Origin of the sequence: Salinicola corii (genome assembly GCF_008298015.1) — a bacterium.
In the GTDB taxonomy this organism is placed as follows: Bacteria; Pseudomonadota; Gammaproteobacteria; order Pseudomonadales; family Halomonadaceae; genus Salinicola; species Salinicola corii.
Map to the genome: position 1 here is coordinate 113,186 of NZ_VTPX01000003.1, position 23,777 is coordinate 136,962.

Here is a 23,777-nt window from a genome sequence, read left to right on the forward strand (position 1 = left end):
GGACCAGAATCAGGAGACAAAAATGAACGAAGCCGAGCCGTCATCCGTCAAGATCAGCGATGTCGTTCTGCGAGATGGACATCAGTCGCTGCTCGCCACGCGCATGCGCACCGAGGATATGCTGCCGATCTGCGCCAAGCTTGATGCGATCGGGTTCCATTCTCTGGAGGTGTGGGGCGGTGCCACCTTCGATGCCTGCGTGCGATTCCTCAAGGAGGATCCGTGGGAACGTCTGCAATCGCTGCGCGAGGCGCTACCCGGTACGCCACTGCAGATGCTGCTGCGCGGTCAGAATCTGCTCGGCTATCGTCACTACGCGGACGATGTCGTCGAGCGGTTCGTCGCGCGTTCGGCCGATAACGGGATCGATATCTTCCGGGTCTTCGATGCGTTGAACGACCTGCGCAATCTCGAGACTGCCATGAAGGCGGTCAAGGCCAGCGGCAAGCATGCCCAGGGAACGATCTGCTATACCGTCAGTCCGGTTCATACCCGTGACATGTACGTCGAGCAGGCCAAGCGACTCGTCGATATGGGCGCCGACTCCATCGCGATCAAGGACATGGCGGGCCTGTTGACGCCGTACGCGACCGGCGAGTTGGTGCAGGCGCTGGTCGAGGCGGTAGACGTTCCGATTCATCTCCATGCTCACGCGACATCCGGGCTCGCCTCCCTGAGCCAGATGAAGGCGATCGAGGCGGGATGCCGACACATCGATACCTGCATCTCCGCCTTTGCCGGAGGCACCAGCCACCCGTCGACCGAGGCGATGGTCGCGGCGTTCCAGGACACGCCCTACGACACCGGCCTGGATCTGGTGGCGTTGAAAGAGATCGGCGACTACTTCCGTGAAGTCCGCAAGAAATATGCGGCTTTCGAGAGCGAGTACACTCGCGAGGACGTCAGCGTACAGATCTGGCAGGTACCGGGTGGCATGATGTCGAACCTCGCCAATCAGATGAAAGAGCAGAATGCCCTGGGCCGGATCCAGGACGTATTCGACGAGATTCCCAAGGTCCGTGCCGATCTCGGCTATCCGCCGCTGGTGACGCCGACTTCGCAGATCGTCGGCACACAGGCGGCCATGAACGTGTTGACCGGCGAGCGTTACAAGTCGATCACCAACGAAGTGAAGCGGTACCTGCTGGGCGGTTATGGTCAGCCGCCCGCTGAGGTGAACGCGGATGTTCGTCGCAAGGCGATCGGCAACGAGTCGGTCGACGATGGCCGACCCGCTGATCACATCAAGCCCGAGATGGCCAAGCTCGAGCAGGAGATTGGCTATCTCGCGAATAACGAGGAGGACGTGCTGACTTTCGCCATGTTCCCCGATCTCGGGCGGGAGTATCTGCAGGGGCGGCGTGACGGCACTCTGGTGGCCGAACCGATTCCGGTCGCTGAAGCCTCCGGCGGCGCCAGCCGGCCGGTGTCCGAAGGCGTGCCTACCGAGTTCGTCATCGACGTTCACGGTGAGTCCTACGAGGTACAGATCACGGGCGTCGGCAGCGGCAGCGGTCGCAAGCGCCGGGTCTATTTGACGCTCGATGGCATGCCGGAAGAGGTCGTGTTCGAAGCCAAGGACGAGTTCGTCCAGGAAGGCAAGAGCGGGGGGCGGGCCAAGGCCAGCTCTCCGGGACACGTCACCACGTCGATGCCGGGGAATATCGTCGATGTGCTGGTCGCCGAGGGCGACAGCGTGAAGGAAGGGCAGGCCGTGCTGATCACCGAGGCCATGAAGATGGAAACCGAGGTCCAGGCGAGAATCAGTGGCACGGTCAAGGCCGTTCACGTGGCCAAGGGGGATCGGGTGACGCCCGGCGAGGTGCTGGTCGAGATTGAATAGCGACCGTGGGCGCTGCGCCGTCGATTACGGCACGACGAAAAGACGCGGAGCTAGGCTCCGCGTTTTGTCGTTCAGTGGATCGGACGCGTGGCGCCTGACGCCACGGCTTACTCCTCGACCTGGATGATCTTCATGGTGTTGGTACCGCCATGGGCGTTCATGTGGTCGCCTCGGGTCAGAATGACATGATCGCCTTTGTCGGCGAGCCCGCGACTGACCAGCTCCTTGATTGCGCCGGCATTGATCTCGGTCAACGGGAAACGCGAGCTGTCGAAGACCAGTGACACCACGCCCCGGTATAGTGCCATGCGACGCTGAACCATGGGCGTCTCCGCCAGCGCCACAATCGGGAGTCCGGACCGGATACGCGAAGCGATCAGCGGCGTGTAGCCGGAGGCAGTCAGGCAGGCGATCGCCACGACACCGGAGAGGTGGTTGGCAGCGTACATCGCGGATAGCGCCAGGGTTTCGTCGATGCGAGTGAAGCCTTCGTGAATGCGGTGCTGGGACTGCTGCGCGGCGCGTTCCCGCTCCGCACCCAGGCAGAGCCGGTTCATGGCGCGAATGGTTTCCACCGGATAGTCGCCAGCGGCGGTTTCCGCCGATAGCATGACCGCGTCCGTGCCATCGAGAACCGCGTTGGCGACGTCGAAAACCTCCGCCCGGGTTGGCAGGGGCGACTCGATCATCGATTCCATCATCTGGGTGGCGGTGATGACGACCTTGTTGAGGGTACGGGCACGCGCGATGATTCGTTTCTGGACTCCGATCAACTGGGCGTCGCCAATCTCGACGCCAAGGTCGCCGCGGGCAACCATGACGGCTTCCGAGGCACGGATGATGTCATCCAGGGTTTCCGGGTCGGCAACGGCCTCGGCGCGTTCGATTTTCGCGACCAGGCCGATCTCCTGGCCGGCCTCGCCGAGCAGCTCGCGGGCGTACTGCATGTCGGCGCCGCTGCGCGGGAACGAGACCGCGAGGTAATCGACGCCGATATCGATTGCCGTCTTGAGATCTTCCTTGTCCTTGTCGGTCAGGGCCGCGGCGGACAGGCCACCACCTTGCTTGTTGATGCCCTTGTTGTTGGTCAGCTTGCCGCCGACGACGACCTTGGTATGGATCCGGGGGCCATCGATGCGGTCGACCTCGAGTACCAGCCGGCCGTCATCCAGCAGCAGCTTGTCGCCCGCCTCGACGTCGTCCGCCAGCTCCTCGTAGTCGCAACCGACGCGCTCGCTGTCGCCGGCGTCGCGGTCCAGCGAGACGTCGAGTATGAAGGATTGCCCTTTTTCCAGTTTCACCCCGCCTTCTGCGGCAAAACGGGCGATCCGGATCTTGGGGCCCTGCAGGTCGCCGAGTGCGGCCACGGCTCGACCGTGACGGTCCGCCGCCTCGCGTACGGCCTTGAGGCGGCGCCGGTGATCCTCGGGATTGCCGTGGGAGAAGTTCAAGCGAACGACGTCGACCCCGGCTTCGATGATGGCGTCCAGCACCCCCTCGCGATCCGTGGCGGGCCCCAGGGTGGCGACGATCTTGGTGCGGCGAATCGGGCCGTGAAACGCGTGCTGCATGGAAATTCTCCTGGCAACTGAGTGAGTCGTCTCGCCGCGCTGGAAAATCGGTGAATCGAAGCGCGGCGATGACATGTGGTTATTTTACAACAAGCGAGCCATCCTGTCCGGAGCCCATTGGTGGGCTATTTCATCATGGACACGCCCATCATGGACAGGTCCACCGTGGACAGAGCCGCGCCGCCGACGCACCTCGCACCGTCGGGAAATGGCGCGGGTTCCGGCGGCAGCCACTGGCATCGCATCACGGTCGCGCGACAGGGTGATGACGACCTCTGCCCGAGTGTAGCGTGCCAAAGAGGGCATGACATGAAGGGAAGGCAGGGAGCGCGTGGACAATCCACATCCTCTGGTTGGAATTCAACCGGTCAGCCCCATGATAGAGGGCCATTGACAAGGTGCTGTCGTTGCTGCTCAAAGTCGAGCTACGGCTGGCGCCTCGAGAAAGGCTAGGGTAGGGTAGGCGGATTTTCCGGCCGGCCCTGGTAGCCAGGCGGCCGTCGAGCACGTCACCGGTCGCCGCACGATTAAGATCGCCGCACGATATAAAGAAGCAGGAGCGCTATGGGCAAGTCACTGGTTATCGTCGAGTCACCGGCCAAGGCCAAGACCATCAACAAGTATCTCGGCAACGATTTCGTGGTGAAATCGAGTGTCGGGCATATTCGTGATCTGCCGACCAGTGGTTCCTCCAAGCAGGCCAGCGATCCCAAGGAGCGCGCCAAGCAGGCGGCGATCACGCGCAAGATGTCGCCGGACGAGAAGGCGAGCTACAAGAAACAGAAGCAGTGGGACCAGCTGATCCGGCGCATGGGTATCGATCCCGAGCACGGCTGGCGGGCCAACTACGAGATTCTGCCGGGCAAGGAGAAAGTGGTCGACGAGCTCAAGAGGCTCGCCGACAAGAGCGACACCATCTATCTCGCGACCGATCTGGACCGCGAGGGGGAGGCGATCGCCTGGCATCTGAAAGAGACCATTGGCGGCGACGATTCCCGCTACAAACGGGTGGTCTTCAACGAAATCACCAAGAATGCCATCCAGGAGGCTTTCAAACAGCCCGGTACCCTCAATATCGCCCGCGTCGAGGCGCAGCAGAGCCGGCGTTTCCTGGATCGCGTGGTCGGCTTCATGATTTCCCCGCTGCTCTGGAGCAAGGTCGCTCGAGGGCTCTCGGCGGGGCGCGTCCAGTCGGTAGCCGTGCGCCTGATCGTCGATCGGGAGCGCGATATCCGGGCTTTCGTCCCGGAAGAGTTCTGGGACGTGCACGCGGATACCGTGACCGCCGATGGTGAGCCTGTGCGCTTTGAGGTTGTGCGTCAGAACGGTGAGGCATTTCGGCCGACTTCCGAGCAGGAGACCCTGGAGCGAATCGCCCCGCTGCGCCAGGACACGCTGGAAGTCACCAGTCGTGAAACCCGGCCGACCAGTTCCAAGCCTAACGCGCCGTTCATCACCTCGACACTGCAGCAGGCCGCGAGCGGTCGTCTGGGCTACTCCGTCAAGAAGACCATGACGCTGGCCCAGCGGCTCTACGAGGGCGGCTACATCACCTACATGCGTACCGACTCGACGAACCTGTCCCAGGATGCGGTCGCCGGTGTACGCGACTACATCCAGTCGGAGTTCGGCGAACGCTATCTGCCGGAAGCGCCGAATCGCTACTCGAGCAAGCAGAATGCCCAGGAGGCACACGAGGCCATTCGTCCCTCCAATGTCCGGCAGCGAGCGGACGACCTATCCGTCGAGCGCGATGCCCAGCGGCTCTACGAGTTGATCTGGCGGCAGTTCGTGGCTTGTCAGATGGTGCCGGCGGAGTATCTCGCCACCACCCTGACGATCGAGACCTCGGGCTTCGAGCTCAAGGCCCGTGGCCGTGTGCTCAAGTTCGACGGCTACACCCGCGTGATGAAGCCGATCGCCAAGAAGGACGAGCAGACCCAACTGCCGGACATCGGCGAGGGGGCGAGCCTCACCGTCGACCGGATCGATCCTCAGCAGCACTTCACCAAGCCTCCTGCGCGCTACACCGAGGCCAGCCTGGTCAAGGAGCTCGAGAAGCGGGGGATCGGACGCCCCTCGACCTACGCGGCGATCATCTCGACCATACAGGACAGGGGCTACGCCAAGCTCGATAATCGGCGCTTCTACGCCGAGAAGCTGGGCGAGATCGTGACCGATCGCCTGGTGGAGTCGTTCAACGACCTGCTCGATTACGGCTTCACCGCGCGCATGGAAGACCGCCTCGACGAGGTCGCCGAGGGGCACGAGAACTGGCAGCAGCTGCTCGATGCCTTCTACGCCGATTTCAAGCGCAAGCTGGAGCGCGCCGAGGGCGAAGAGGGCATGCGGCCCAACGAGCCGATCGAGACCGATATCGCCTGCCCGACCTGCGGCCGGCCGATGCAGATCCGGATCGCGTCGACCGGCGTGTTCCTGGGGTGTTCCGGCTACAACCTGCCGCCGAAAGAGCGCTGCAAGACTACCATCGACCTGATCCCGGGAGAGGAGGCGGTGCCGGCGGAGGCTGACGAAGCCGCCGAGACGGAGGCCCTGCGTGCCAAGCGGCGTAATCCGAACACCGGTACGGCGATGGACAGCTATCTCATCGACGAGGGGCGCAAGCTCTACATCAGCAACGACGACGACGGTTACTACGAGATCGAGCAGGGGCGCTTCCGGATCAAGGGTTACGACGGCCCGGTGATCGAGTGCGACAAGTGCGGTTCCGAGATGCAGCTCAAGAGCGGGCGTTTCGGCAAGTACTTTGCCTGCACCAACGAGGCCTGCGGCAATACTCGCAAGCTGTTGAAAAGCGGGGAAGTCGCACCGCCCAAGATGGATCCGATCCCGATGCCGGAACTGGCCTGCCAGAAGGTCGACGACCACTACGTGCTGCGAGACGGTGCCAGCGGTCTGTTCCTCGCGGCCAGCCAGTTTCCCAAGAATCGGGAGACGCGCCCACCGTTGGTCAAGGAGCTCAAGGCGCACGCTGACGCCCTGCCAGAGAAGTACCACTTCCTGCTCGAGGCGCCGAGCGAGGATCCGGATGGCCGGCCCGCGCAGATCCGGTTCTCGCGCAAGGCGAAGAGCCAGTTCGTGATGACCGACGAGAACGGCAAGGCAACCGGTTGGCGAGCGATCTACGAAGATGGCCGCTGGCAGGTGGAGGACAAGCGAAAATGACGTCGCCGGCCCGTACCAATCAGCTGCTCTATCAGGCCGAGCTGCTGCTGGCGATCGAGCCGGGTGACGACGAACATGCGATGGCGCGTCGCATGGCGCTGGAAGAGGCTGCGCTGGGGCAGATGGAGCTGGCGCTGGATGCGCTGCTGCGCGAGGTCACCGAGCACACCGACCTGCCCCACGACGGTTGGCGCGCCTGGCTGGGAGCCACATCGGTCAGCGTCGCCGAGCTGGAGCGCCTGCGCGCGCTGGCCGGCGACCCCGACAGTTGGCTTTCGCTGCTGCTGTCACGCGCGCAGGCGCTCCACGGCGATGACGGTGCGGCCCGCCGGGATGCCCGCTCCGGGCTGATCGCCAGTGCCGGCGAACCCGCACTAGGGAACACGCTGCGATGGTGCCTTGGCGAATTCAAGGCCCTGCTGCCGGACCTGCGCGAGGGCAGTAGCGAATGGTGACTGACTCTGGCCGAACGTGTTAGTCTGGAGATAGACATCAACGACCGGGGCCTAGGCTCTGGTCGTTTTTTATTGGTCTCATCTTTGATTTGTGTCGTCACCGCCACGACAAGAGAGGTTAGCCGTGTCCGATACCGCGATTCTGGAAATCGTCGAACTCGCCAATGGAGAGGTGGTGCTGCGTCCAGCGGAGGCCACGGGCGAGCCGCTGGTCTCGATCCGTTTTTCCGAGGAGGCCGTCGAGTTGTTGCGCCGCAGCCGCTTCGATGTGGCGCGCGAAATGCTCGACCATGCGATCACCCGCACCCATCTCTGGGAGGGCGACGAAGAAGACACCGTCGAGGAAGCGCCCGCGACCGTGCACTAGGCTCTATGCGAAAACTGTCTGCGCTCGGCAATACGGGGTTAAAAATCGGCTGGTGCGCCAGCCCGGTCAAGATGCTCATTGACACCCCGTAAACTGGTGCGCCAGCCTGGTCCGTCTTCGCCGATTTTTGCCTTAGCTACGCGCCCCGGTCTTGCCTTCGCTCGCCGACTTTTCGTACAAACCCTAATGCCACTCTCTGGGGTTTTTCGATCTTCGCGCGATCGCCTCCCGATTACGCCGAGTGACGCGCCCGATGCTACTGGGTCAGCCCTGCGATCAGCGCCGTGACGATGGCGGTCGCGACAGAAGCCAACGCGATCACCAGCAGGCTGCGGCGTCGTGTGGCGCTGAAGAGGAAGAAGGTGGGGAACGCGACGGTCATCGCGAGCATGGAGATTACCCAAGCGTAGTTGGCCATCGAGCTGGCGGCTCCTGAGTCGATAGTGTGGCGTTTCGTTGACGGCGCATTATACAGATCGTGAAGGCCGCTGCGTCGTTTCGGGGGCGGGCGTCCCGAGAGCCATGATATCGAGAGCGTATTCGGGGGAGGGGGCAATGGCGACAGGCCGGTCAGTCACCGAGAGCGGTGCGCTTCGCCTTTCGACGGCCGTGGCCGCGTTCATCGGGGTCCTGGCGCTGACGATCTCGGCGCTGTCCGGTTCCCAGGCGATTCTGCTCGATGGCCTGTTCAACGCGATCTACGCCGTGGTCGGTCTTTTCACGCTACGGGTGGGGCGATTGGTCGTCTCCCCCGACGACGACACCTATCCGTTCGGTTACGGCTACTTCGAGTCGATGGTCAACGCCTGCAAGGGCCTGCTCATGCTGGGCGTCGCCGCACTGGCACTGTTCAACTCCGTCACCGCGTTGCTGACCGGCGGTAACGCCATCGCCGCCGGCATTTCGATCGTCTACGCGTGCCTGGCGACCGCCTCCTGCGTGGCGACTGCCTTCGCGCTGAAACGCATCAGTCGTCATGTCAGCAGTCCCTTGCTCGAGGCCGACATCGAAAACTGGCGGGTCAACGCGCTGATCTCGGCAGCGGTGCTGCTGGCGTTCTGCCTGATCCCCGTGGCGCAGGCCCTTGGCTGGCACGCCATCGTGCCCTACGTGGACTCGTGGTTAGTGATCGCCGTCGTGCTGCTCTGTCTGGGGGTCCCCATTCGTGTCGCCAGGCGCGCGATCCTGGAGCTGCTGAACCGTTCGCCGCTGCCCGCCGTCGCCGAGCCCGTCCGTGCGGCGATCACGTCAGCGCTGGCACCGCTTCCCACCGAGGCCATCTACATCCGCATGGTCCGGCCTGGCCGGTTGCTCTACGTCACCGTGCACGTCGTGCTCGAGCAAGGGCACCCGCTCTCGATCGCGGAGGCCGATTGGTGGCGCGCGACGCTCGATGCCTGCGTGCGCCGAATATCGACGCCGGTACTGGTCGAGACGCTGTTCACCGGCGACCGGCGCTGGGCGGCGCCCAGCGCGGGGCTCGACCCCGTGGGGGGCGGGGCGGAGACGGACGGCGAGAAGATATAAAGGCGGAGCCGGACCGGGGCGGCAGTCGGGAGACTGCCGTATGTCCGGCCCGAGATCTCAGCGCAGTTTGGTCAGTCGCAGTTCGGCGATCTGGGCGGGAGGCAGGAAGGAGTCCGGGCGCGCCTCCTCCCAGTAGTTCTGGAAGACGGTGTGGCGGCTGTTGCCGTTGAGCAGTTCGTCCGGCTGCAGAAAGGTGAACAGCTTGTCGTAGGACTGGATCTCGTCGGCGGAGACGCGCCGGATGATGTGCTCCGGACCCAGCTCCGCGGGATGCTGCAGCCCGGCCGCGGCCAGCATCTCGGCCAGGCCCTTGAGCGTGTTGCGGTGGAAGTTGTAGACCCGCTCGGATTTGTCGGCGACGTCCAGGTGCCGGCTGCGCTTCGGGTCCTGGGTCGCCACGCCGCTAGGGCACTTGTCGGAGTGGCAGTTGAGCGCCTGGATACAGCCCAGCGAGAACATGAAGCCCCGTGCTGCGTTGCACCAGTCGGCGCCCAGCGCCAGGGTCCGGGCGATATTGAATCCGGAGGTGATCTTGCCGGCGGCACCGATCTTTATCTCCTCGCGTAGCCCGGCGCCTACCAGGGTGTTGTGTACCAACATCAGGGCCTCGGTCAGCGGCACGCCGAGGCGATTGATGAATTCCAGCGGCGCGGCACCGGTGCCGCCTTCGCCGCCATCGACGACGATAAAGTCGGGGCGCTGACCGGTTTCCCGCATCGCCTTGACCATCGCGAACCATTCCCAGGGATGGCCGATGGCGAGTTTGAAGCCGACCGGCTTGCCGCCGGAGAGTTCGCGCAAGCGGCCGATGAACGTCATCAGTTCCAGTGGCGTCGAGAAGGCGCTATGGCCGGCCGGCGAGACCACGTCCTCGCCCATGGGCACCTCGCGAGCCTCGGCGATCTCGGCGGTGACCTTGGCCGCGGGCAAAATGCCGCCGTGGCCCGGCTTGGCGCCCTGCGACAGCTTGATCTCGATCATCTTGACCTGCTCGTCGCGCGCGTTGGCGGCGAACCGCTCCTCGTTGAAGCTGCCGTCGTCGTGGCGGCAGCCGAAGTAACCGGAGCCGATCTCCCAGACCAGGTCGCCGCCGTGAATCCGGTGATAGCGGGAGATGGAGCCCTCGCCGGTGTCGTGGTAGAAGCCGCCTTTGCGGGCACCGGCGTTGAGTGCCTCGATGGCGTTGCCGGAGAGGGAGCCGAAGCTCATCGCCGAGACGTTGAACACGCTGGCGGCGTAGGGCTGGCTGCAGAGGCTGCCGCCGACCCGGACGCGGAAGTCGCTGTCCTCGATGTGGGTCGGCCGAAGCGAGTGGTTGATCCATTCGTGGCCGGGAGCGTACATGTCGATCAGGGAGCCGAAAGGCTTCTTGTCGCTTTCGTTCTTGGCACGCTGATAGATGACGGCGCGCTGTTCACGGGAGAACGGGCGCTCGTCGAGATCGGACTGAATGAAATACTGGCGAATCTCGGGGCCGATCGACTCGAGGATATAGCGGCAGTGCGCCAGGATCGGATAGTTGCGGCTGATGGTGCGATGCTTCTGGCGAATGTCGTGAAACCCGAGCCAGGACAGCCCGCCGAAGATGACGACGCCCCACCACCAGTGCGAGGAGGAGGTGAGGCCGAGCAGGGAAACGACCAGCAGGCAGAGGCTGGCAATAAAGGTGGCGTTGCGTAGTGGCAGACGCGAGAGGCCAGTGGCTTGGCTCATGCGGACATCGGCTCCGGGCAGGTGAAATAACGACGACACTGGGTGTCGTCGCGGTCAAGAATAGCGCACGGCCCGGCGTTGCGGCCAACGTCACTCGACGCTATTTTGAGACACCGTTCCGGACGCGTCGCAACCTGGATCCGGTGGGCGCTGCGGTGACCTGTCGACCTTTCGAATTCCGATACGTCGGACCTTTTCGCACCCAATGCAAGGAATGCCGCACTTGCGACATCATCGATCGTTCCTGCGTCTGCGACTGATCCTGCTGGTCCTCCACGGTTATGTCGGCTGGCGTCTGCTGCCGGGGCTGTCGGCGGGCACGTTGGGCAGCGTCATCGTAGCCGGCTATCTGCTCTGCAGCGCACTGGCGATACCCCTGGTAATCCGGGTGACCTGGCTCAACGGGCGTTGGCTGGCATGGCCTGTCGCCTTGATGACTGGCGTCTTTTCGTTCCTGCTCCAGCTCACTCTCGCCCGCGACATTTTGCTTGCGGGATGGTGGCTCATCGCTGCGCCGTCGAGCGCCGCGATCTCCATCACTGCCTGGACCGTCCTGGCGGCGACCCTGCTGCTGTCGGCCTACGCCGTCTGGCAGGCACGCCGGGTTCCGCGGGTGGTCGAGGTGTCGGTTGCCGTGGCCGGGCTTCCCGCGGCGCTCGAGGGGTTCGCCATCCTGCAGTTGAGCGACCTTCACGTCGGCCCGACGATCAAGCGAGCCCATCTTCGGCGCATCGTCGAGCGCTGCAACGCACTGGCGCCGGACATGGTCGCGATCACCGGGGACCTGACCGATGGCCGGGTCTCCGAGCTGGAGGAGGAGGTCGCGCCGCTGGCTGACCTGACTTCCCGGTACGGCACCTTCTGCGTGACCGGCAATCATGAATATTACAGTGAAGCCGAAGCCTGGGTGGCGGCGCTTCGACGCCTGGGCCTGCGAGTGCTGGTCAATGAGTTCGAATGCATCGAGCGCGACGGCAGCATACTGGCGGTTGCCGGCATTACCGACCTGACCGCTGGGTACTATGTCGCGGCGCATCGTAGCGATCCTTTGGCCGCCGCGAGGGGCATTCCGGAGGGTGCCACCAGGCTGCTGCTCGCCCACCAGCCCAACTCCGCCCCCGAGGCGGCGGAGGCCGGGTTCGATCTGCAGCTGTCCGGGCACACCCATGGCGGCCAGATGTGGCCCTGGAGCCTGCTGGCACGCCGGGCCAACCGGTTCCTGGCCGGGCTGGGGAGACAGGGGCGGATGTGGGTCTACACCAGCCGGGGTACCGGTTACTGGGGACCGCCGATGCGGTTCGTTGCGCCGGCGGAGATCACCCGGATTCGATTGACTCGCGCGCCGGGGGCGAGCCGAACCTGAAGCGCTTCGCATTGCCTTGACGGGCGATTAGGCTGAATCCGACGACAACGATAAAGGATGGGCCCATGTTCGATGCAACGGAACGCTGGATTCTCGGTGTGGTGGTGGCGGTCTGCTTTTTCCTGTTGATCGGCTACGCGGCCTACTTCTATCGACTGACGAAGACCTACGCGGATTACAATCTGGCCGGCCGCTCCGCCTCGCTGTTCCCGATGATCCTGACCATCGTCGGCACGGCGATCGGCGGCTCCGTGCTGCTGGGCGCGATGAGCCAGGGGTACGTCGGCGGGTTGGGCCAGATATGGCTGCCGGGATCGTTCACCGTGACCAGCATCCTGCTGGCGGTCTTCTTCCTGCGCCGGATCCGCGAGGTCGGCGAGCAGCACGACATGGTCTCGATCGCCGATTTCACCGCACTGCGCTTCGGCGATCGTGCCAGGATCCCGACCATCGTCAGCATCCTGTGCGCCTACTGCGCCATCACCGGCATGCAGTTCGTCGCCATCGCTTCCATCCTCCACCTGGTGTTCGGGCTCAGCGTCACCGCCGGCATCCTGATCGCGTGGCTGCTGCTGACGCTCAAGACCTACCTGGGCGGGCTCAAGGCGGTGATCTGGTCCGATGCCGTGCTCGGCACGCTGCAGACCGTGGCGGTCATCGTGCTGCTGGCGGTCGTCTACCTGCGCCTGGGTGGCTGGGGCGAGATCGAGCGGCTGGCCGCGGCCGGCGGGCAGCGCGACATGCTGCAGTTCGGCGGCATCACGCTGCAGGAGCTGGCGGTACTGTTCCTCACCATCGGCGCCTATCAGTTCGTGAGGCAGGATCTGTGGCAACGGATCTGGGCGGCGAAGAGCCTCGCCACCATTCGCTGGGCGTACTGGATCGGGTTGACGGTCGCCTTCCTGACCGGCGCCGTCGTCGTGGTGTTGGGGGTGCTGGCCGCCATCGGGCTCGATCTGGATCTCGCCGATCCCGGCCTGGTCTATTACGCGATCATCCAGGAGGTGTTGCCGCTGCCATTGGTGGCGCTGATGATCGTGGCGCTGCTGTCGACCGTCATCTCGTGCGCCGATTCCTTCTTCATCGCGGGGGCATCCTCCATCGCCAACGATATCATCCGGCCCCGGCTGAAGCGGACCGACGAGCGCACGCTGCTGCGCTACAGCCGCCTTTCCGTGGTGCTGATGTCCCTGATCGCGCTGGCGCTGGCACTCTATCTGCCCAACCTGGTACAGATGTGGATTCTCGGCTCGGCGATGCTGGTATCCGGCCTGCTGGCACCGGTGCTTGCCGCGCTGATCTGGCCCCGGCTGTCGCCGAGGGCCGGCCTGGCGTCGATGTGGATCGGCCTGTTGACGGCACTGCTGTGGCAGGTCGCCGGCCAGCCGTTGGGTTGGCACCCGGTCTTCATTGGCCTGCCGGTTTCGATCCTGGTGCTGGCGGCGGGATCGTTGATCGCGGCACGAGCGGCGGCACCGGTCAGGGCAACCTGATCGTCGCCGGCACTCGCCTCAAGCCGCCTTTGCCTTGCGGTTGAACGTATCCAGCAGCTGGTCGATGCGCTGGAGGCGATCCTCCTCCCTCTCCATGTCGCCATGGAAGCGCAGAGTATCGGCGCCGTCGAGCTTGTACTCGCCGGGATGGCGCTGGATCAACTCGACCAGCGTCATCGGGTCGACCCGCGGGTCCGGACCGAAGATCACGCGTCCGCGCTCGGCGCCGGCCTCCAGCTTGGCGATGCCGAGCCGTTCGGCGCGCTGGCGCAGCCCGGTCTGGCGGAACAGGGTCTTGAGCGGCGCCGGCAACAGGCCGAAGCGGTCGATCATCTCCACCTGCAGCTCCTTGAGGTCCGCCTCGTCGGCCGCGCTGCTGATCCGCTTGTACATGATCAGGCGCTGCTGAATGTCCGGCAGATAGTCGTCGGGGATCAGGGCCGGCAGGTTGAGACTGATTTCGGTGCCGTCGTCGAGCGGGGCTTCGATATTGGGCGTCTTGCCGGCGCGGATGGCCTTGACTGCGCGATCCAGCATCTGCATGTAGAGGCTGTAGCCGACGGTCTCCATCTGACCGCTCTGTTCGTCGCCGAGCAGTTCGCCGGCGCCACGGATCTCCATGTCGTGACTGGCGAGCGTGAAGCCGGCGCCGAGGTCGTCGCTCTGGGTAATGGCCTCGAGACGCTTGATCGCGTCCTTGGTCATCGCCTTGGGTGGTGGTGTCAGCAGGTAGGCGTAAGCCTGGTGATGACTGCGTCCGACGCGCCCGCGTAGCTGGTGCAACTGGGCCAGTCCGAACTTGTCGGCACGCTCGATGATGATGGTGTTGGCACTGGGAACGTCGATGCCGGTCTCGATGATGGTCGAGCAGACCAGCACGTTGAAACGCTTGTGGTAGAAGTCCGACATGACCCGCTCCAGCGCCCGTTCCGGCAACTGGCCGTGGGCCACGCCGACCCGCGCTTCCGGTACCAGTTCACGGATCTTCTCGGCGCTGGACTCGATCGTCCGGACTTCGTTGTGAAGGAAATAGACCTGGCCGCCGCGCAGCACTTCGCGGAGGATCGCTTCCTTGACCACCGGCTCGTTGCGCTGTTGTACGAAGGTCTTGACCGAGAGGCGTCGCGCCGGCGGCGTGGCGATGATCGACAGGTCCCGTATCCCGTTCATGGCCATGTTGAGCGTTCGCGGGATGGGCGTGGCCGTCAGCGTGAGGATGTCGACCTCGGCGCGCATCTGCTTGAGGCGCTCCTTCTGTGCGACCCCGAAGCGGTGCTCCTCGTCGATGATCATCAGGCCCAGGTTGGAGAACTTGACCGACCGGGAAAGCAGCTTGTGGGTGCCGATGACGATATCGGCACGCCCCTCGGCGATCCGCTTCAAGGCATCGCTTTCGCCCTTGCCGCCGGTGAAGCGCGACAGCATTTCGATCTGTACCGCGGTATCGGCGAAGCGGTCGCGGAAGTTGTCGTAGTGCTGCTGGGCGAGCAGGGTGGTGGGTACCAGCACCACCACCTGGCGGCCCGAGTTGACGGCCAGGAAGGCGGCGCGCATGGCGACTTCGGTCTTGCCGAAGCCGACGTCGCCACAGACGACGCGATCCATCGGGCGCGGCGCGGTCATGTCCCCGATCACGGCCTCGATGGCGGCGTGCTGGTCGGGCGTCTCCTCGAACGGAAAACTGGCCGCGAAGCGCAGATATTCGTCGCCGGGCATGTCGCTGGCAAACCCCTCCCGGGCCTCTCGTCGCGCGTAGATATCGAGGAGCTCGGCGGCGGTATCGCGGACTTTCTCGGCCGCCTTTCGCTTGGCCTTGTCCCAGCTGTCCGAGCCCAGCTTGTGCAGCGGTGCGAGCTCGTCGCTGGCGCCGGCGTAGCGGGAGATCAACTGCAGGTTGTCGACCGGCACGTAGAGCTTGGCGCCGCCGGCGTACTCCAGGGCCAGGAATTCCGCTGCCTGGCCGCCCGCCGTGAGCATCTCCAGCCCCTGGTAGCGACCCACGCCATGGTGCTGATGGACCACCGGCGAACCCGGCCGCAATTCGGAGAGATGGCGCACGGCCAGCTCGTTGTCGTCGGTGGCCTTGGCGCGGCGCCGGCTCTGACGCACGACTTCACCGTAGAGCTCGGTCTCGGTGATCACCGCGAGCTCGGGGTCGCCCAGCCACAGGCCTTCGTCCAGCGCGCCTTCGGTGATCGCCAGGGGCTGGCTGCCGTCGAGGAAGTTGCGCCAGTTCTCGACATGCGGAATGTCGCGATGCAGCGGGGCCAGGGCTTCGTCCAGCGCCTCGCGTCGACCCCGGGATTCGGCGACGAACAGGATGCGCAGGCCGCGATGCGAGTCGAGGAAGGTTTCCAGCGTCGCCAACGGGTGCTGGGCCCGGGCGTTGATCGCCACCGCCGGCGCCGGCTGGGTCGCGCTGGGGATGACGTGAGGCGCCTCCGGGTCCGTCACGAATTCGAGTCGCGGGTGCTGCTTGATCGCGGCGAAGACCTCCGCGGCAGGCACGAACGCTTTCGCCGGCGGCAGCAGCGGGCGGGTCGGGTCGACACCGAGGTTGTCAAAGCGGCCCTCGATCGAACGCCAATGATGCTCGGCGGCGGCGAAGACGTCGGGCAGCAGCGCGACCCGGGTCCGGTCCGCGAGATGCTCGAAGAGGGTGGCCGTCTCCTCGAAGAACAGGGGCAGATACTGTTCGAGCCCCGGCGAGGGAATGCCCTTGATCGCGTCGACGTAGAGCGGGCACTGGCGCGGATCGACATCGAAGAGCGTTTCGAAGCCTTCGCGAAAGCAGGCGATGGCCGAGCGCGACAGCGAGTATTCATGGGCCGGCAGTAGATCGATATGCTCGATCTTGTCTTGGGTGCGCTGGGTATCGGGATCGAAACGTCGGAGGGTGTCGATTTCATCATCGAACAGATCGATCCGCAACGGTGAATCGACCCCCATGGGGAAGAGGTCGATCAGCGAACCGCGCATGGCATATTCACCGGGTTCGTAGACCGTCTCCACTGCCCGGTAGCCGGCGCGGGACAAGCGCCCGCGGAAGCTTTCCCGGTCGAGCCGATCGCCGGTCGCCAGCGTCAACACGCGGCCCGCCACGTAATCTCTCGGCGGCAGCCGCTGCATCAGGGTGTTGACCGATACCAGCACGATCCCTTGCGTACCCTCCTGAAGCTCGCGCAGCGTCCTCAGTCGCGCGGAGACGATGTCCTGATGCGGCGAGAAGCTGTCGTAGGGCAGCGTCTCCCAGTCGGGGAAGGGCATGACCGGAACCGTGGCATAGAAGCGCAGGTTGCTTTCGAGACGCTGTGCGCTGGCCGTGTCAGGCGTGACGACCAGCAATGGCGCATCATCGGCGATCCGTGCGAGGGTCAGCGCGGTCGCGCTTCCCTGCGGCAGTTGGCAATAGGTGGTATCGCGCTTGCCGGTCGGCAGCGGTGGGGCGAGCGGTGTGAAATGCGACATGGGCCTTTCGAGCGACGAATTTACGTTGAGGGATGATAGCAGGCCGTGGCGTGGCCGGGGGCGCCGAGTCATATTTCTTGTTTCTCGTGGGGTCTGTCGGCTACGACCTTTGTAGTGAAACTACAACAGTTGCGACCACGCAATGATTGCGGCGTGTTTCGTAGGGTGAGGATAATAATGGGGTTTTTGAGTCGACTCGATACCGTTCAGCGATGCTGGCCACTTGCCCGAGCGACGAACCTCACCACCCGGTGGAACGGTTGGCTCGACGAGCCTGTTCGACCGTCAATTCGACCAGAGAGAGACAAGCTTGTGAGTCAGGATCAGCTCGATACCGTCTTCCAGCAGTGGCAGGACAACGAAGCTCGCGCGGAGGAGATGATTCCACTGCTGGGCAAGCTCTATCGCCAGTACAACGTGATTCCGTCGCTGTTCGGTCGGTCGTTGATCAATCGCTCGGTCACGCGAATTCTCAAGAACCATCGTTACGTCCGCAAGGTCGAGGGCACCGAGCTGTCCGTCGCCGATACGCTGCCGATGGTGCGGGCGATGACCGAGCTCGAGCTGGGTCCCGCACATATCGATATCGGGCGTCTGGGCGTGGCGTTCAAGAATGCCGGCGAGAGCGACGTCGTGGCGTTTCTCAAGCGTGAACTGGCCGATATCGTGGGCTGTCACGACAGCAGCGGCATGGGTGGCGAGCCCCAGGATGTGGTGCTCTACGGTTTCGGGCGCATCGGGCGCATCCTTGCCCGGATCATGATCGAGAAGGCGGGGGGCGGCAATCTGCTGCGCCTGCGCGCCATCGTCGTGCGCGGCAGCGGCGACGATCTCGAGAAACGTGCCAGCCTGCTGCGCCGCGACTCCGTGCATGGACCTTTCTCCGGGTCGATCGACGTCGACTACGACAACCGTGCGCTGATCGCCAACGGCCATTACATCCGTATCATCTATGCCGACTCCCCGGCCGAGATCGATTACACCGCCTATGGCATCGACAATGCCATCGTGGTCGACAATACCGGCAAGTGGCGTGACCGCGAGGGCCTGGCCCAGCACCTGGAAGCCCGAGGTGTTTCCAAGGTCCTGCTGACGGCGCCAGGCAAGGGCGACCTCAAGAACATCGTCCACGGCATCAACCACCAGACCATCGGCGACGACGATCGCATCGTTTCGGCGGCTTCCTGCACCACTAACGCCATCGTCCCGGTGCTGAAGGCGATCGACGACGAGTACGGCATCGTCCACGGCCACGTCGAGACCGTTCATTCCTACACCAACGACCAGAATTTGATCGACAACTATCACAAGGGGGACCGTCGCGGTCGCAGTGCGCCGCTCAACATGGTGTTGACGGAAACTGGCGCGGCCAAGGCGGTAGCCAAGGCACTACCGGCGCTCTCGGGCAAGTTGACTGGCAACGCGATCCGGGTGCCGACGCCCAATGTCTCGATGGCGATCCTGAACCTTTCGCTCGGCAGGGCAACCGACCGCGAGGCGCTCAACGAGTATCTGCGCCAGATGGCGCTGCACTCCCCGATGCACAAGCAGATCGACTATGTCGACTCGCCGGAGGTGGTGTCATCGGATTTCGTCGGTAACCGTCATGCCGGCGTGCTGGATGCCAAGGCGACCATCGCCGATGGCAAACAAGCCGTGCTCTATGTCTGGTACGACAATGAATTCGGTTACAGCTGTCAGGTGGTGCGAATTCTTCAGTACATGTCCCGGGTTTGCCACCGTTACCTTCCCTCCACGTCCTGAGTCGTTCATTCGACTTTGGTCTAAAGCATTTGCTTTCGCTTTCGAAAGTCCCGGTCCTGCCGGGACTTTTTCGTGGTGCGACGGCCGGGTCGGCGTGCCAGTGAGTGGTCTTCCGGGGTCTGCATCATTATACTGGTGCCCGTTTTTTAGGTGCGGTCCCAATGGCAACGGTCCGCGGAAGCCAATTGAATTTCTGGTAAGCAAAGCATCGAATTCCGTGACGTCATCTTTCCCGCCTGCGACGCTGCCGGTGGATAATCAAGCTGCCTGACGTCAGTCGGCTCTTTCCTTACGAATATCAGATTCGACAACTGGGCGAGACTATGATCGAAGTCAAACGAGGCCTGGATCTCCCCGTCGCGGGAGCGCCGGAGCAGCGTCTCGACGAGGGGCGCGTCGTGCGCCACGTCGCGCTGCTCGGGTCCGACTATGTCGGCATGAAGCCGACCATGGAGGTCCGTGAAGGCGACCGCGTAAAGCGGGGCCAGGTGTTGTTCACCGACAAGAAAGTGGCGGGGGTGCGCTATACCGCTCCCGGTGCCGGCGAAGTGGTTGCCATCAATCGTGGTGAGAAGCGTCGCCTGTTGTCGGTCGTCATCAAGCTTGATGAAGAAGAACAGAGCGAAACGTTCACGGCGCATGGCGTGGGCGGATTGGCTTCGCTCTCACGACAGCAGGTGGTCGATCAACTGGTCGAGTCCGGCCTGTGGACGGCGTTGCGTACCCGGCCGTTCTCCCGGGTCCCGGCACTCGATGCCGTGCCGGCGGACATTTTCGTGACGGCCATCGACACGCATCCGCTAGCGGCCGATCCCAAGGTGATTATTGACGCCGACAGTGACGCGTTCCGTCACGGGCTTGAGGTGATCCGGCATCTGACGCCCGGGAAACTGTTCGTCTGCCGCCGTGGCGATACCCCCCTGCCGGGAGACGATCTCGACGGCGTCGACGCCCAGGGCTTCGACGGGCTTCATCCCGCCGGGCTGGTGGGAACGCATATTCATCACCTCTCGCCGGTGGGATTGCAGCGCCAGGTCTGGCATCTCGATTACCAGGACGTGATCGCCATCGGCAAGCTGTTCGTCGAGGGGCGTTTCGATCCGACCCGCGTCGTCGCCATCGGCGGCCCGCGGGCCAAGAATCCCCGCCTGGTTCGGACGCGTCTGGGCGCGAGCAGCGAGGAGTTGCTCGAGGGCGAGATCGAGAATCCTGATGATACGCGGGTCATCTCGGGGTCGATCTTCGGTGGCACGCAGTGCGAGGGGCGCCGCCAGTTCCTGGGACGCTTCCATCGCCAGTTCTCGCTGCTGGAAGAGGGCAACAAGCGCGCCTTCATGGGCTGGCTGTCGCCCGGTCGCAATCGCCATTCGGTGATGGGGATCTATGTTTCCCAGTTCCTGGGACTGCCCAACTACGCGCCCAACACCTCGACCAACGGCTCCGAGCGCGCCATGGTTCCGATCGGTGCCTATGAAAAAGTGATGCCCCTGGACATCATGCCGACCCAGTTGCTGCGCTCGCTGATCGTTGGTGACATCGAATCGGCCATGCAGCTCGGCTGCCTGGAGCTGGATGAGGAGGACCTCTCGCTGTGCACCTATGTGTGTCCCGGCAAGTACGAGTATGGTCCTATCCTGCGCGACAACCTGACCATGATCGAGAAAGAGGCCTGACGATGGGGATTCGCAATACGCTCGACAAGCTGGAGCCTCATTTCGAGAAGGGCGGGAAGTACGAGAAGTTCTACGCCCTCTACGAGGCGGTCGATACGATTTTCTATTCGCCGCCCAGCGTCACCAAGAGCATGACTCACGTGCGCGACGGGATCGACCTGAAGCGCATCATGATCACGGTTTGGGCCTGTACCTTCCCGGCCATGTTCTTCGGTATGTACAACGCCGGCTATCAGGCCAACATGGCGATCGCCGATGGCTTCGGCGCGATCGGCGGCTGGCGCGAGACGTTGACCATGGCGCTGGCGGGTAGCCACGATCCGGCTAGCATCTGGGCGAACTTCGTCCTCGGCGCAACCTACTTCCTTCCCATCTACCTGGTCACGTTCGTGGTGGGCGGTTTCTGGGAAGTGCTGTTCGCGGTCAAGCGTGGCCACGAGGTCAACGAAGGGTTCTTCGTCACCTCCGTGCTATTCGCGCTGACGCTGCCGGCCACCATTCCGCTGTGGCAGGTGGCACTGGGCATCACCTTCGGCGTGGTGATCGGCAAGGAGATCTTCGGTGGCACCGGCAAGAACTTCCTCAACCCGGCACTGACCGGGCGTGCCTTCCTCTACTTTGCCTATCCGGCCCAGATCTCCGGCGACAGCGTGTGGGTTCCGGCCGACGGCTATACCGGCGCCACGGCGCTGTCCAACGCCGCGCTCAATGGCATGGAGGGCCTGCATCAGCAGTACAGCTGGTGGGATGCCTTCTTCGGCTTCATCCAGGGCTCGGTGGGAGAGACCTCGACACTGGCGATTCTGATCGGCGCGGCGGTGCTGCTGCTGACGCGTATCGCGTCCTGGCGCATCATGGCCGGTGTCATGCTCGGCATGATCCTGACCTCCACGCTGTTCAACTTCGTCGGTTCCGACAGCAACCCGATGTTCGCGATGCCGTGGTACTGGCATCTGGTACTGGGTGGATTCGCCTTCGGCATGGTATTCATGGCCACCGATCCGGTGTCGGCGTCCATGACCGACCGCGGCAAGCTGATCTTCGGTGCGCTGATTGGCGTGATGACGGTCCTGATCCGCGTGGTCAACCCGGCCTTCCCGGAGGGCATCATGTTGGCGATCTTGTTTGCCAACCTGTTCGCGCCTCTCATCGACCACTATTTCGTGCAGGCGAACATCAGGCGACGCCAGAAGCGGCTCGCGAGCCTGGCGCCGGCGCCCACCGAGAAGGAGGCTGTCTGATGGCGAGCAACAACTCGATCAAGAAGACGCTGATCGTCGCACTTTCACTTTGCGTCGTCTGCTCGGTGGTCGTCTCTTCCGCAGCCGTGGTTCTCAAGCCAAAGCAGGTTCAGAACCAGGAGTTGGATCGCAAGAGCAACATCCTCCAGGTGACCCAGCTCTACAAGCCGGGCGACGATGTCGAGGAGAAGTACGCCGAACTGATCACCCCGCGTGTGGTCGATCTCAAGACCGGCGAATACTCCGACGACTTGGATCCGAACAGCTACGACCAGTTCGATGCCGCCAGGGATCCGGCGACCTCCCGCACGCTGTCGGGTGAGGACGATATCGCCGGGATTGGTCGTCAGGAGAACTATTCCACGGTCTACCTGGTCGGCGATCCCAACGATCCGGAGCAGATCGTCATGCCGATCCGGGGCCAGGGGCTGTGGGGCCTGATGGAAGGTTTCTTGTCCGTGCGTGGCGATGGCAATACCATCGTGGGGCTATCCTACTATGACCAGTCGGAGACGCCCGGTCTCGGTGGTGAGGTCGATAACCCGCGCTGGAAGGCCAAGTGGGACGGCAAGAAAATCTACGAGAGTGGTGATTTTCAGGACCCTCAAATTCAACTCGTAAAAGGCGGTGCCAGCGGCGAATACGAAGTCGATGCGCTGTCGGGAGCCTCGCTCACCAGCCGAGGCGTCACCAACATGTTGCGGTTCTGGCTGAGTGACGAGGGCTACGCCCCGTACCTCGCTCGATTCCACGACGATTCCCAAGGAGGTGCGTGAAGATGGCTACGGACTCCGTAAAAGACGTCGTCCTGTCACCGGTGTTCAAGAACAACCCGATTGCCTTGCAGGTATTGGGGATCTGTTCGGCTCTGGCGGTGACCAACTCCATGAGCGTATCGCTGGTCATGGGGCTGGCGGTCATTGCCGTCACGGCTTTTTCCAGCATGTTCGTATCGTTGATTCGCAATCACATCCCGTCGTCGATCCGCATCATTGTGCAGATGACGATCATCGCGTCGCTGGTCATCGTGGTCGATCAGGTACTGCGGGCCTACGCCTATGAAATGTCCAAACAGCTGTCGGTGTTCGTCGGCCTGATCATCACCAACTGTATCGTCATGGGGCGTGCCGAAGCCTACGCCATGCAGAACGGACCGGTGATGAGCTTCCTCGACGGTGTCGGCAATGGTCTGGGCTATGCGGTCATCCTGCTGATCGTCGGTTTCGTGCGCGAACTGCTGGGTTCCGGCAGCGTGTTCGGCCTGACGATCCTGCCGACGGTCCAGAACGGCGGCTGGTACGTGCCCAACGGCCTGATGCTGCTGCCGCCGTCCGCGTTCTTCGTCATCGGTCTGTTCATCTGGGTGCTGCGCTGGTTCAACCCGGAGCAGATCGAGAAGACGGAATATCGCATCGTTGCCAACAGCAAGGCCAAGATCAAGGAGACCGCCAATGTTTGAGCACTATCTCAGCCTGTTCGTGAAGGCGGTCTTCGTCGAGAACATGGCGTTGGCGTTCTTCCTCGGCATGTGTACCTTCCTGGCCGTGTCCAAGAAGATCTCCTCGGCCATTGGTCTGGGTATCGCGGTGGTCGTGGTGCTGACGATCACCGTGCCGGTCAACAATCTGATTCTCAACTATCTGCTCAAGGCGGGCGCGCTGAGCTGGACCGGCCTGGAAGGCGCTGAGAACATCGATCTCAGCTTTCTGGGACTGTTGAGCTATATCGGCGTCATCGCCGCGATCGTCCAGATTCTCGAGATGTTCCTCGACAAGTTCGTGCCGGCGCTCTACAACGCCCTGGGTGTGTTCCTGCCGCTGATCACGGTCAATTGCGCCATCATGGGTGCCTCGCTGTTCATGGTGCAGCGTGATTACACTTTCGGCGAGTCCGTGATCTACGGCGCCGGCGCCGGCGCCGGCTGGGCCCTGGCCATCATGGCGTTGGCGGGTATCCGCGAGAAGCTCAAGTACAGCGATGTACCGGGCAGTCTGCAAGGCCTCGGCATCACCTTCATCACGGCAGGATTGATGTCGCTGGGCTTCATGTCCTTCTCCGGCATCCAGCTCTGACACCAACATGACCGGGTGGCGTCGTGACAGCGGCGCCACCG

The 23,777-nt window shown here is 63.5% G+C and carries 17 protein-coding genes; 13 read left to right on the forward strand and 4 right to left on the reverse strand.

What is annotated here, in order from left to right; all coding sequences use genetic code 11:
* Positions 1-22 precede the first annotated feature (22 nt).
* Positions 23-1,843, forward strand: a complete 1,821-nt coding sequence (oadA, locus tag F0A16_RS06990) for a sodium-extruding oxaloacetate decarboxylase subunit alpha (protein WP_149434680.1) — start codon at positions 23-25, stop codon at positions 1,841-1,843.
* A gap of 107 nt (positions 1,844-1,950) precedes the next feature.
* Here the strand turns inward: oadA and pyk are convergent, their stop codons facing one another.
* The gene (gene pyk, locus F0A16_RS06995) at positions 1,951-3,414 is read right to left on the reverse strand and encodes a pyruvate kinase (protein WP_149434681.1); all 1,464 of its coding nucleotides are present in this window, start codon (positions 3,412-3,414) and stop codon (positions 1,951-1,953) included.
* A gap of 564 nt (positions 3,415-3,978) precedes the next feature.
* Between pyk and topA the strand changes: the two genes are divergently transcribed.
* The 3 genes from topA (at position 3,979) to F0A16_RS07010 (ending at position 7,422) form a co-directional block, all read left to right on the forward strand.
* Complete coding sequence (gene topA, locus F0A16_RS07000) at positions 3,979-6,600, forward strand: type I DNA topoisomerase (protein ID WP_149434682.1); 2,622 nt, start codon at positions 3,979-3,981, stop codon at positions 6,598-6,600.
* Positions 6,597-7,055, forward strand: coding sequence for a DUF6586 family protein (locus F0A16_RS07005; RefSeq protein ID WP_149434683.1), 459 nt, complete (start codon positions 6,597-6,599; stop codon positions 7,053-7,055). The genes topA and F0A16_RS07005 overlap by 4 nt, the downstream gene beginning before the upstream one ends.
* A gap of 124 nt (positions 7,056-7,179) precedes the next feature.
* Complete coding sequence (locus F0A16_RS07010) at positions 7,180-7,422, forward strand: hypothetical protein (RefSeq protein ID WP_149434684.1); 243 nt, start codon at positions 7,180-7,182, stop codon at positions 7,420-7,422.
* Positions 7,423-7,678: 256 nt separating this feature from the next.
* Here the strand turns inward: F0A16_RS07010 and F0A16_RS21670 are convergent, their stop codons facing one another.
* Complete coding sequence (locus tag F0A16_RS21670) at positions 7,679-7,840, reverse strand: hypothetical protein (RefSeq protein ID WP_187775930.1); 162 nt, start codon at positions 7,838-7,840, stop codon at positions 7,679-7,681.
* Positions 7,841-7,977: 137 nt separating this feature from the next.
* Here F0A16_RS21670 and F0A16_RS07015 point away from each other — a divergent pair, with 137 nt between their 5' ends.
* A complete protein-coding gene (locus tag F0A16_RS07015) occupies positions 7,978-8,949 on the forward strand; it encodes a cation diffusion facilitator family transporter (RefSeq protein ID WP_149434685.1) in 972 nt (323 codons plus the stop codon).
* Between the two features lie 57 nt (positions 8,950-9,006).
* Here the strand turns inward: F0A16_RS07015 and F0A16_RS07020 are convergent, their stop codons facing one another.
* Positions 9,007-10,662, reverse strand: coding sequence for an FMN-binding glutamate synthase family protein (locus F0A16_RS07020; RefSeq protein ID WP_149434686.1), 1,656 nt, complete (start codon positions 10,660-10,662; stop codon positions 9,007-9,009).
* Positions 10,663-10,885: 223 nt separating this feature from the next.
* Between F0A16_RS07020 and F0A16_RS07025 the strand changes: the two genes are divergently transcribed.
* Together F0A16_RS07025 and F0A16_RS07030 are read left to right on the forward strand one after the other, a co-directional pair.
* Complete coding sequence (locus F0A16_RS07025; protein WP_223119731.1) at positions 10,886-12,025, forward strand: metallophosphoesterase; 1,140 nt, start codon at positions 10,886-10,888, stop codon at positions 12,023-12,025.
* Between the two features lie 65 nt (positions 12,026-12,090).
* Complete coding sequence (locus tag F0A16_RS07030) at positions 12,091-13,518, forward strand: sodium:solute symporter family protein (protein WP_149434687.1); 1,428 nt, start codon at positions 12,091-12,093, stop codon at positions 13,516-13,518.
* A gap of 18 nt (positions 13,519-13,536) precedes the next feature.
* On the opposite strand, the gene mfd is transcribed toward F0A16_RS07030, so the two are convergent.
* Positions 13,537-16,986, reverse strand: coding sequence for a transcription-repair coupling factor (gene mfd / locus F0A16_RS07035; protein ID WP_149434688.1), 3,450 nt, complete (start codon positions 16,984-16,986; stop codon positions 13,537-13,539).
* A gap of 312 nt (positions 16,987-17,298) precedes the next feature.
* Here mfd and F0A16_RS07040 point away from each other — a divergent pair, with 312 nt between their 5' ends.
* The 6 genes from F0A16_RS07040 to nqrE all read left to right on the forward strand — a co-directional run bounded on the left by F0A16_RS07040 (position 17,299) and on the right by nqrE (position 23,736).
* A complete protein-coding gene (locus F0A16_RS07040; protein ID WP_149434689.1) occupies positions 17,299-18,750 on the forward strand; it encodes a glyceraldehyde-3-phosphate dehydrogenase in 1,452 nt (483 codons plus the stop codon).
* A 323-nt stretch (positions 18,751-19,073) separates the two neighbouring features.
* Entirely contained in the window at positions 19,074-20,423 is a 1,350-nt protein-coding gene (locus F0A16_RS07045; RefSeq protein ID WP_149434690.1) for a Na(+)-translocating NADH-quinone reductase subunit A, read from the forward strand.
* A gap of 2 nt (positions 20,424-20,425) precedes the next feature.
* Positions 20,426-21,664, forward strand: coding sequence for an NADH:ubiquinone reductase (Na(+)-transporting) subunit B (locus F0A16_RS07050; protein WP_149434691.1), 1,239 nt, complete (start codon positions 20,426-20,428; stop codon positions 21,662-21,664).
* Positions 21,661-22,440 (forward strand): Na(+)-translocating NADH-quinone reductase subunit C, encoded by a 780-nt coding sequence (locus tag F0A16_RS07055; protein WP_149434947.1) that lies wholly within the window; start codon positions 21,661-21,663, stop codon positions 22,438-22,440. The genes F0A16_RS07050 and F0A16_RS07055 overlap by 4 nt, the downstream gene beginning before the upstream one ends.
* 2 nt (positions 22,441-22,442) lie before the next feature.
* A complete protein-coding gene (locus tag F0A16_RS07060; RefSeq protein WP_149434692.1) occupies positions 22,443-23,123 on the forward strand; it encodes an NADH:ubiquinone reductase (Na(+)-transporting) subunit D in 681 nt (226 codons plus the stop codon).
* Complete coding sequence (gene nqrE / locus F0A16_RS07065) at positions 23,116-23,736, forward strand: NADH:ubiquinone reductase (Na(+)-transporting) subunit E (protein WP_071233099.1); 621 nt, start codon at positions 23,116-23,118, stop codon at positions 23,734-23,736. Before F0A16_RS07060 ends, nqrE begins: the two co-directional genes overlap by 8 nt.
* Positions 23,737-23,777: the final 41 nt, after the last annotated feature.

Excerpts from the sequence above, each read along its gene's own strand:
- F0A16_RS07045 (WP_149434690.1), top strand. The coding sequence starts at position 19,074 with ATGATCGAAGTCAAACGAGGCCTGGATCTCCCCGTCGCGGGAGCGCCG.
- pyk (WP_149434681.1), bottom strand. The coding sequence starts at position 3,414 with ATGCAGCACGCGTTTCACGGCCCGATTCGCCGCACCAAGATCGTCGCC.
- nqrE (WP_071233099.1), top strand. The coding sequence starts at position 23,116 with ATGTTTGAGCACTATCTCAGCCTGTTCGTGAAGGCGGTCTTCGTCGAG.
- F0A16_RS07020 (WP_149434686.1), bottom strand. The coding sequence starts at position 10,662 with ATGAGCCAAGCCACTGGCCTCTCGCGTCTGCCACTACGCAACGCCACC.
- oadA (WP_149434680.1), top strand. The coding sequence starts at position 23 with ATGAACGAAGCCGAGCCGTCATCCGTCAAGATCAGCGATGTCGTTCTG.
- F0A16_RS07050 (WP_149434691.1), top strand. The coding sequence starts at position 20,426 with ATGGGGATTCGCAATACGCTCGACAAGCTGGAGCCTCATTTCGAGAAG.
- F0A16_RS07015 (WP_149434685.1), top strand. The coding sequence starts at position 7,978 with ATGGCGACAGGCCGGTCAGTCACCGAGAGCGGTGCGCTTCGCCTTTCG.
- F0A16_RS07060 (WP_149434692.1), top strand. The coding sequence starts at position 22,443 with ATGGCTACGGACTCCGTAAAAGACGTCGTCCTGTCACCGGTGTTCAAG.
- F0A16_RS21670 (WP_187775930.1), bottom strand. The coding sequence starts at position 7,840 with ATGGCCAACTACGCTTGGGTAATCTCCATGCTCGCGATGACCGTCGCG.
- F0A16_RS07005 (WP_149434683.1), top strand. The coding sequence starts at position 6,597 with ATGACGTCGCCGGCCCGTACCAATCAGCTGCTCTATCAGGCCGAGCTG.
- topA (WP_149434682.1), top strand. The coding sequence starts at position 3,979 with ATGGGCAAGTCACTGGTTATCGTCGAGTCACCGGCCAAGGCCAAGACC.
- F0A16_RS07030 (WP_149434687.1), top strand. The coding sequence starts at position 12,091 with ATGTTCGATGCAACGGAACGCTGGATTCTCGGTGTGGTGGTGGCGGTC.
- mfd (WP_149434688.1), bottom strand. The coding sequence starts at position 16,986 with ATGTCGCATTTCACACCGCTCGCCCCACCGCTGCCGACCGGCAAGCGC.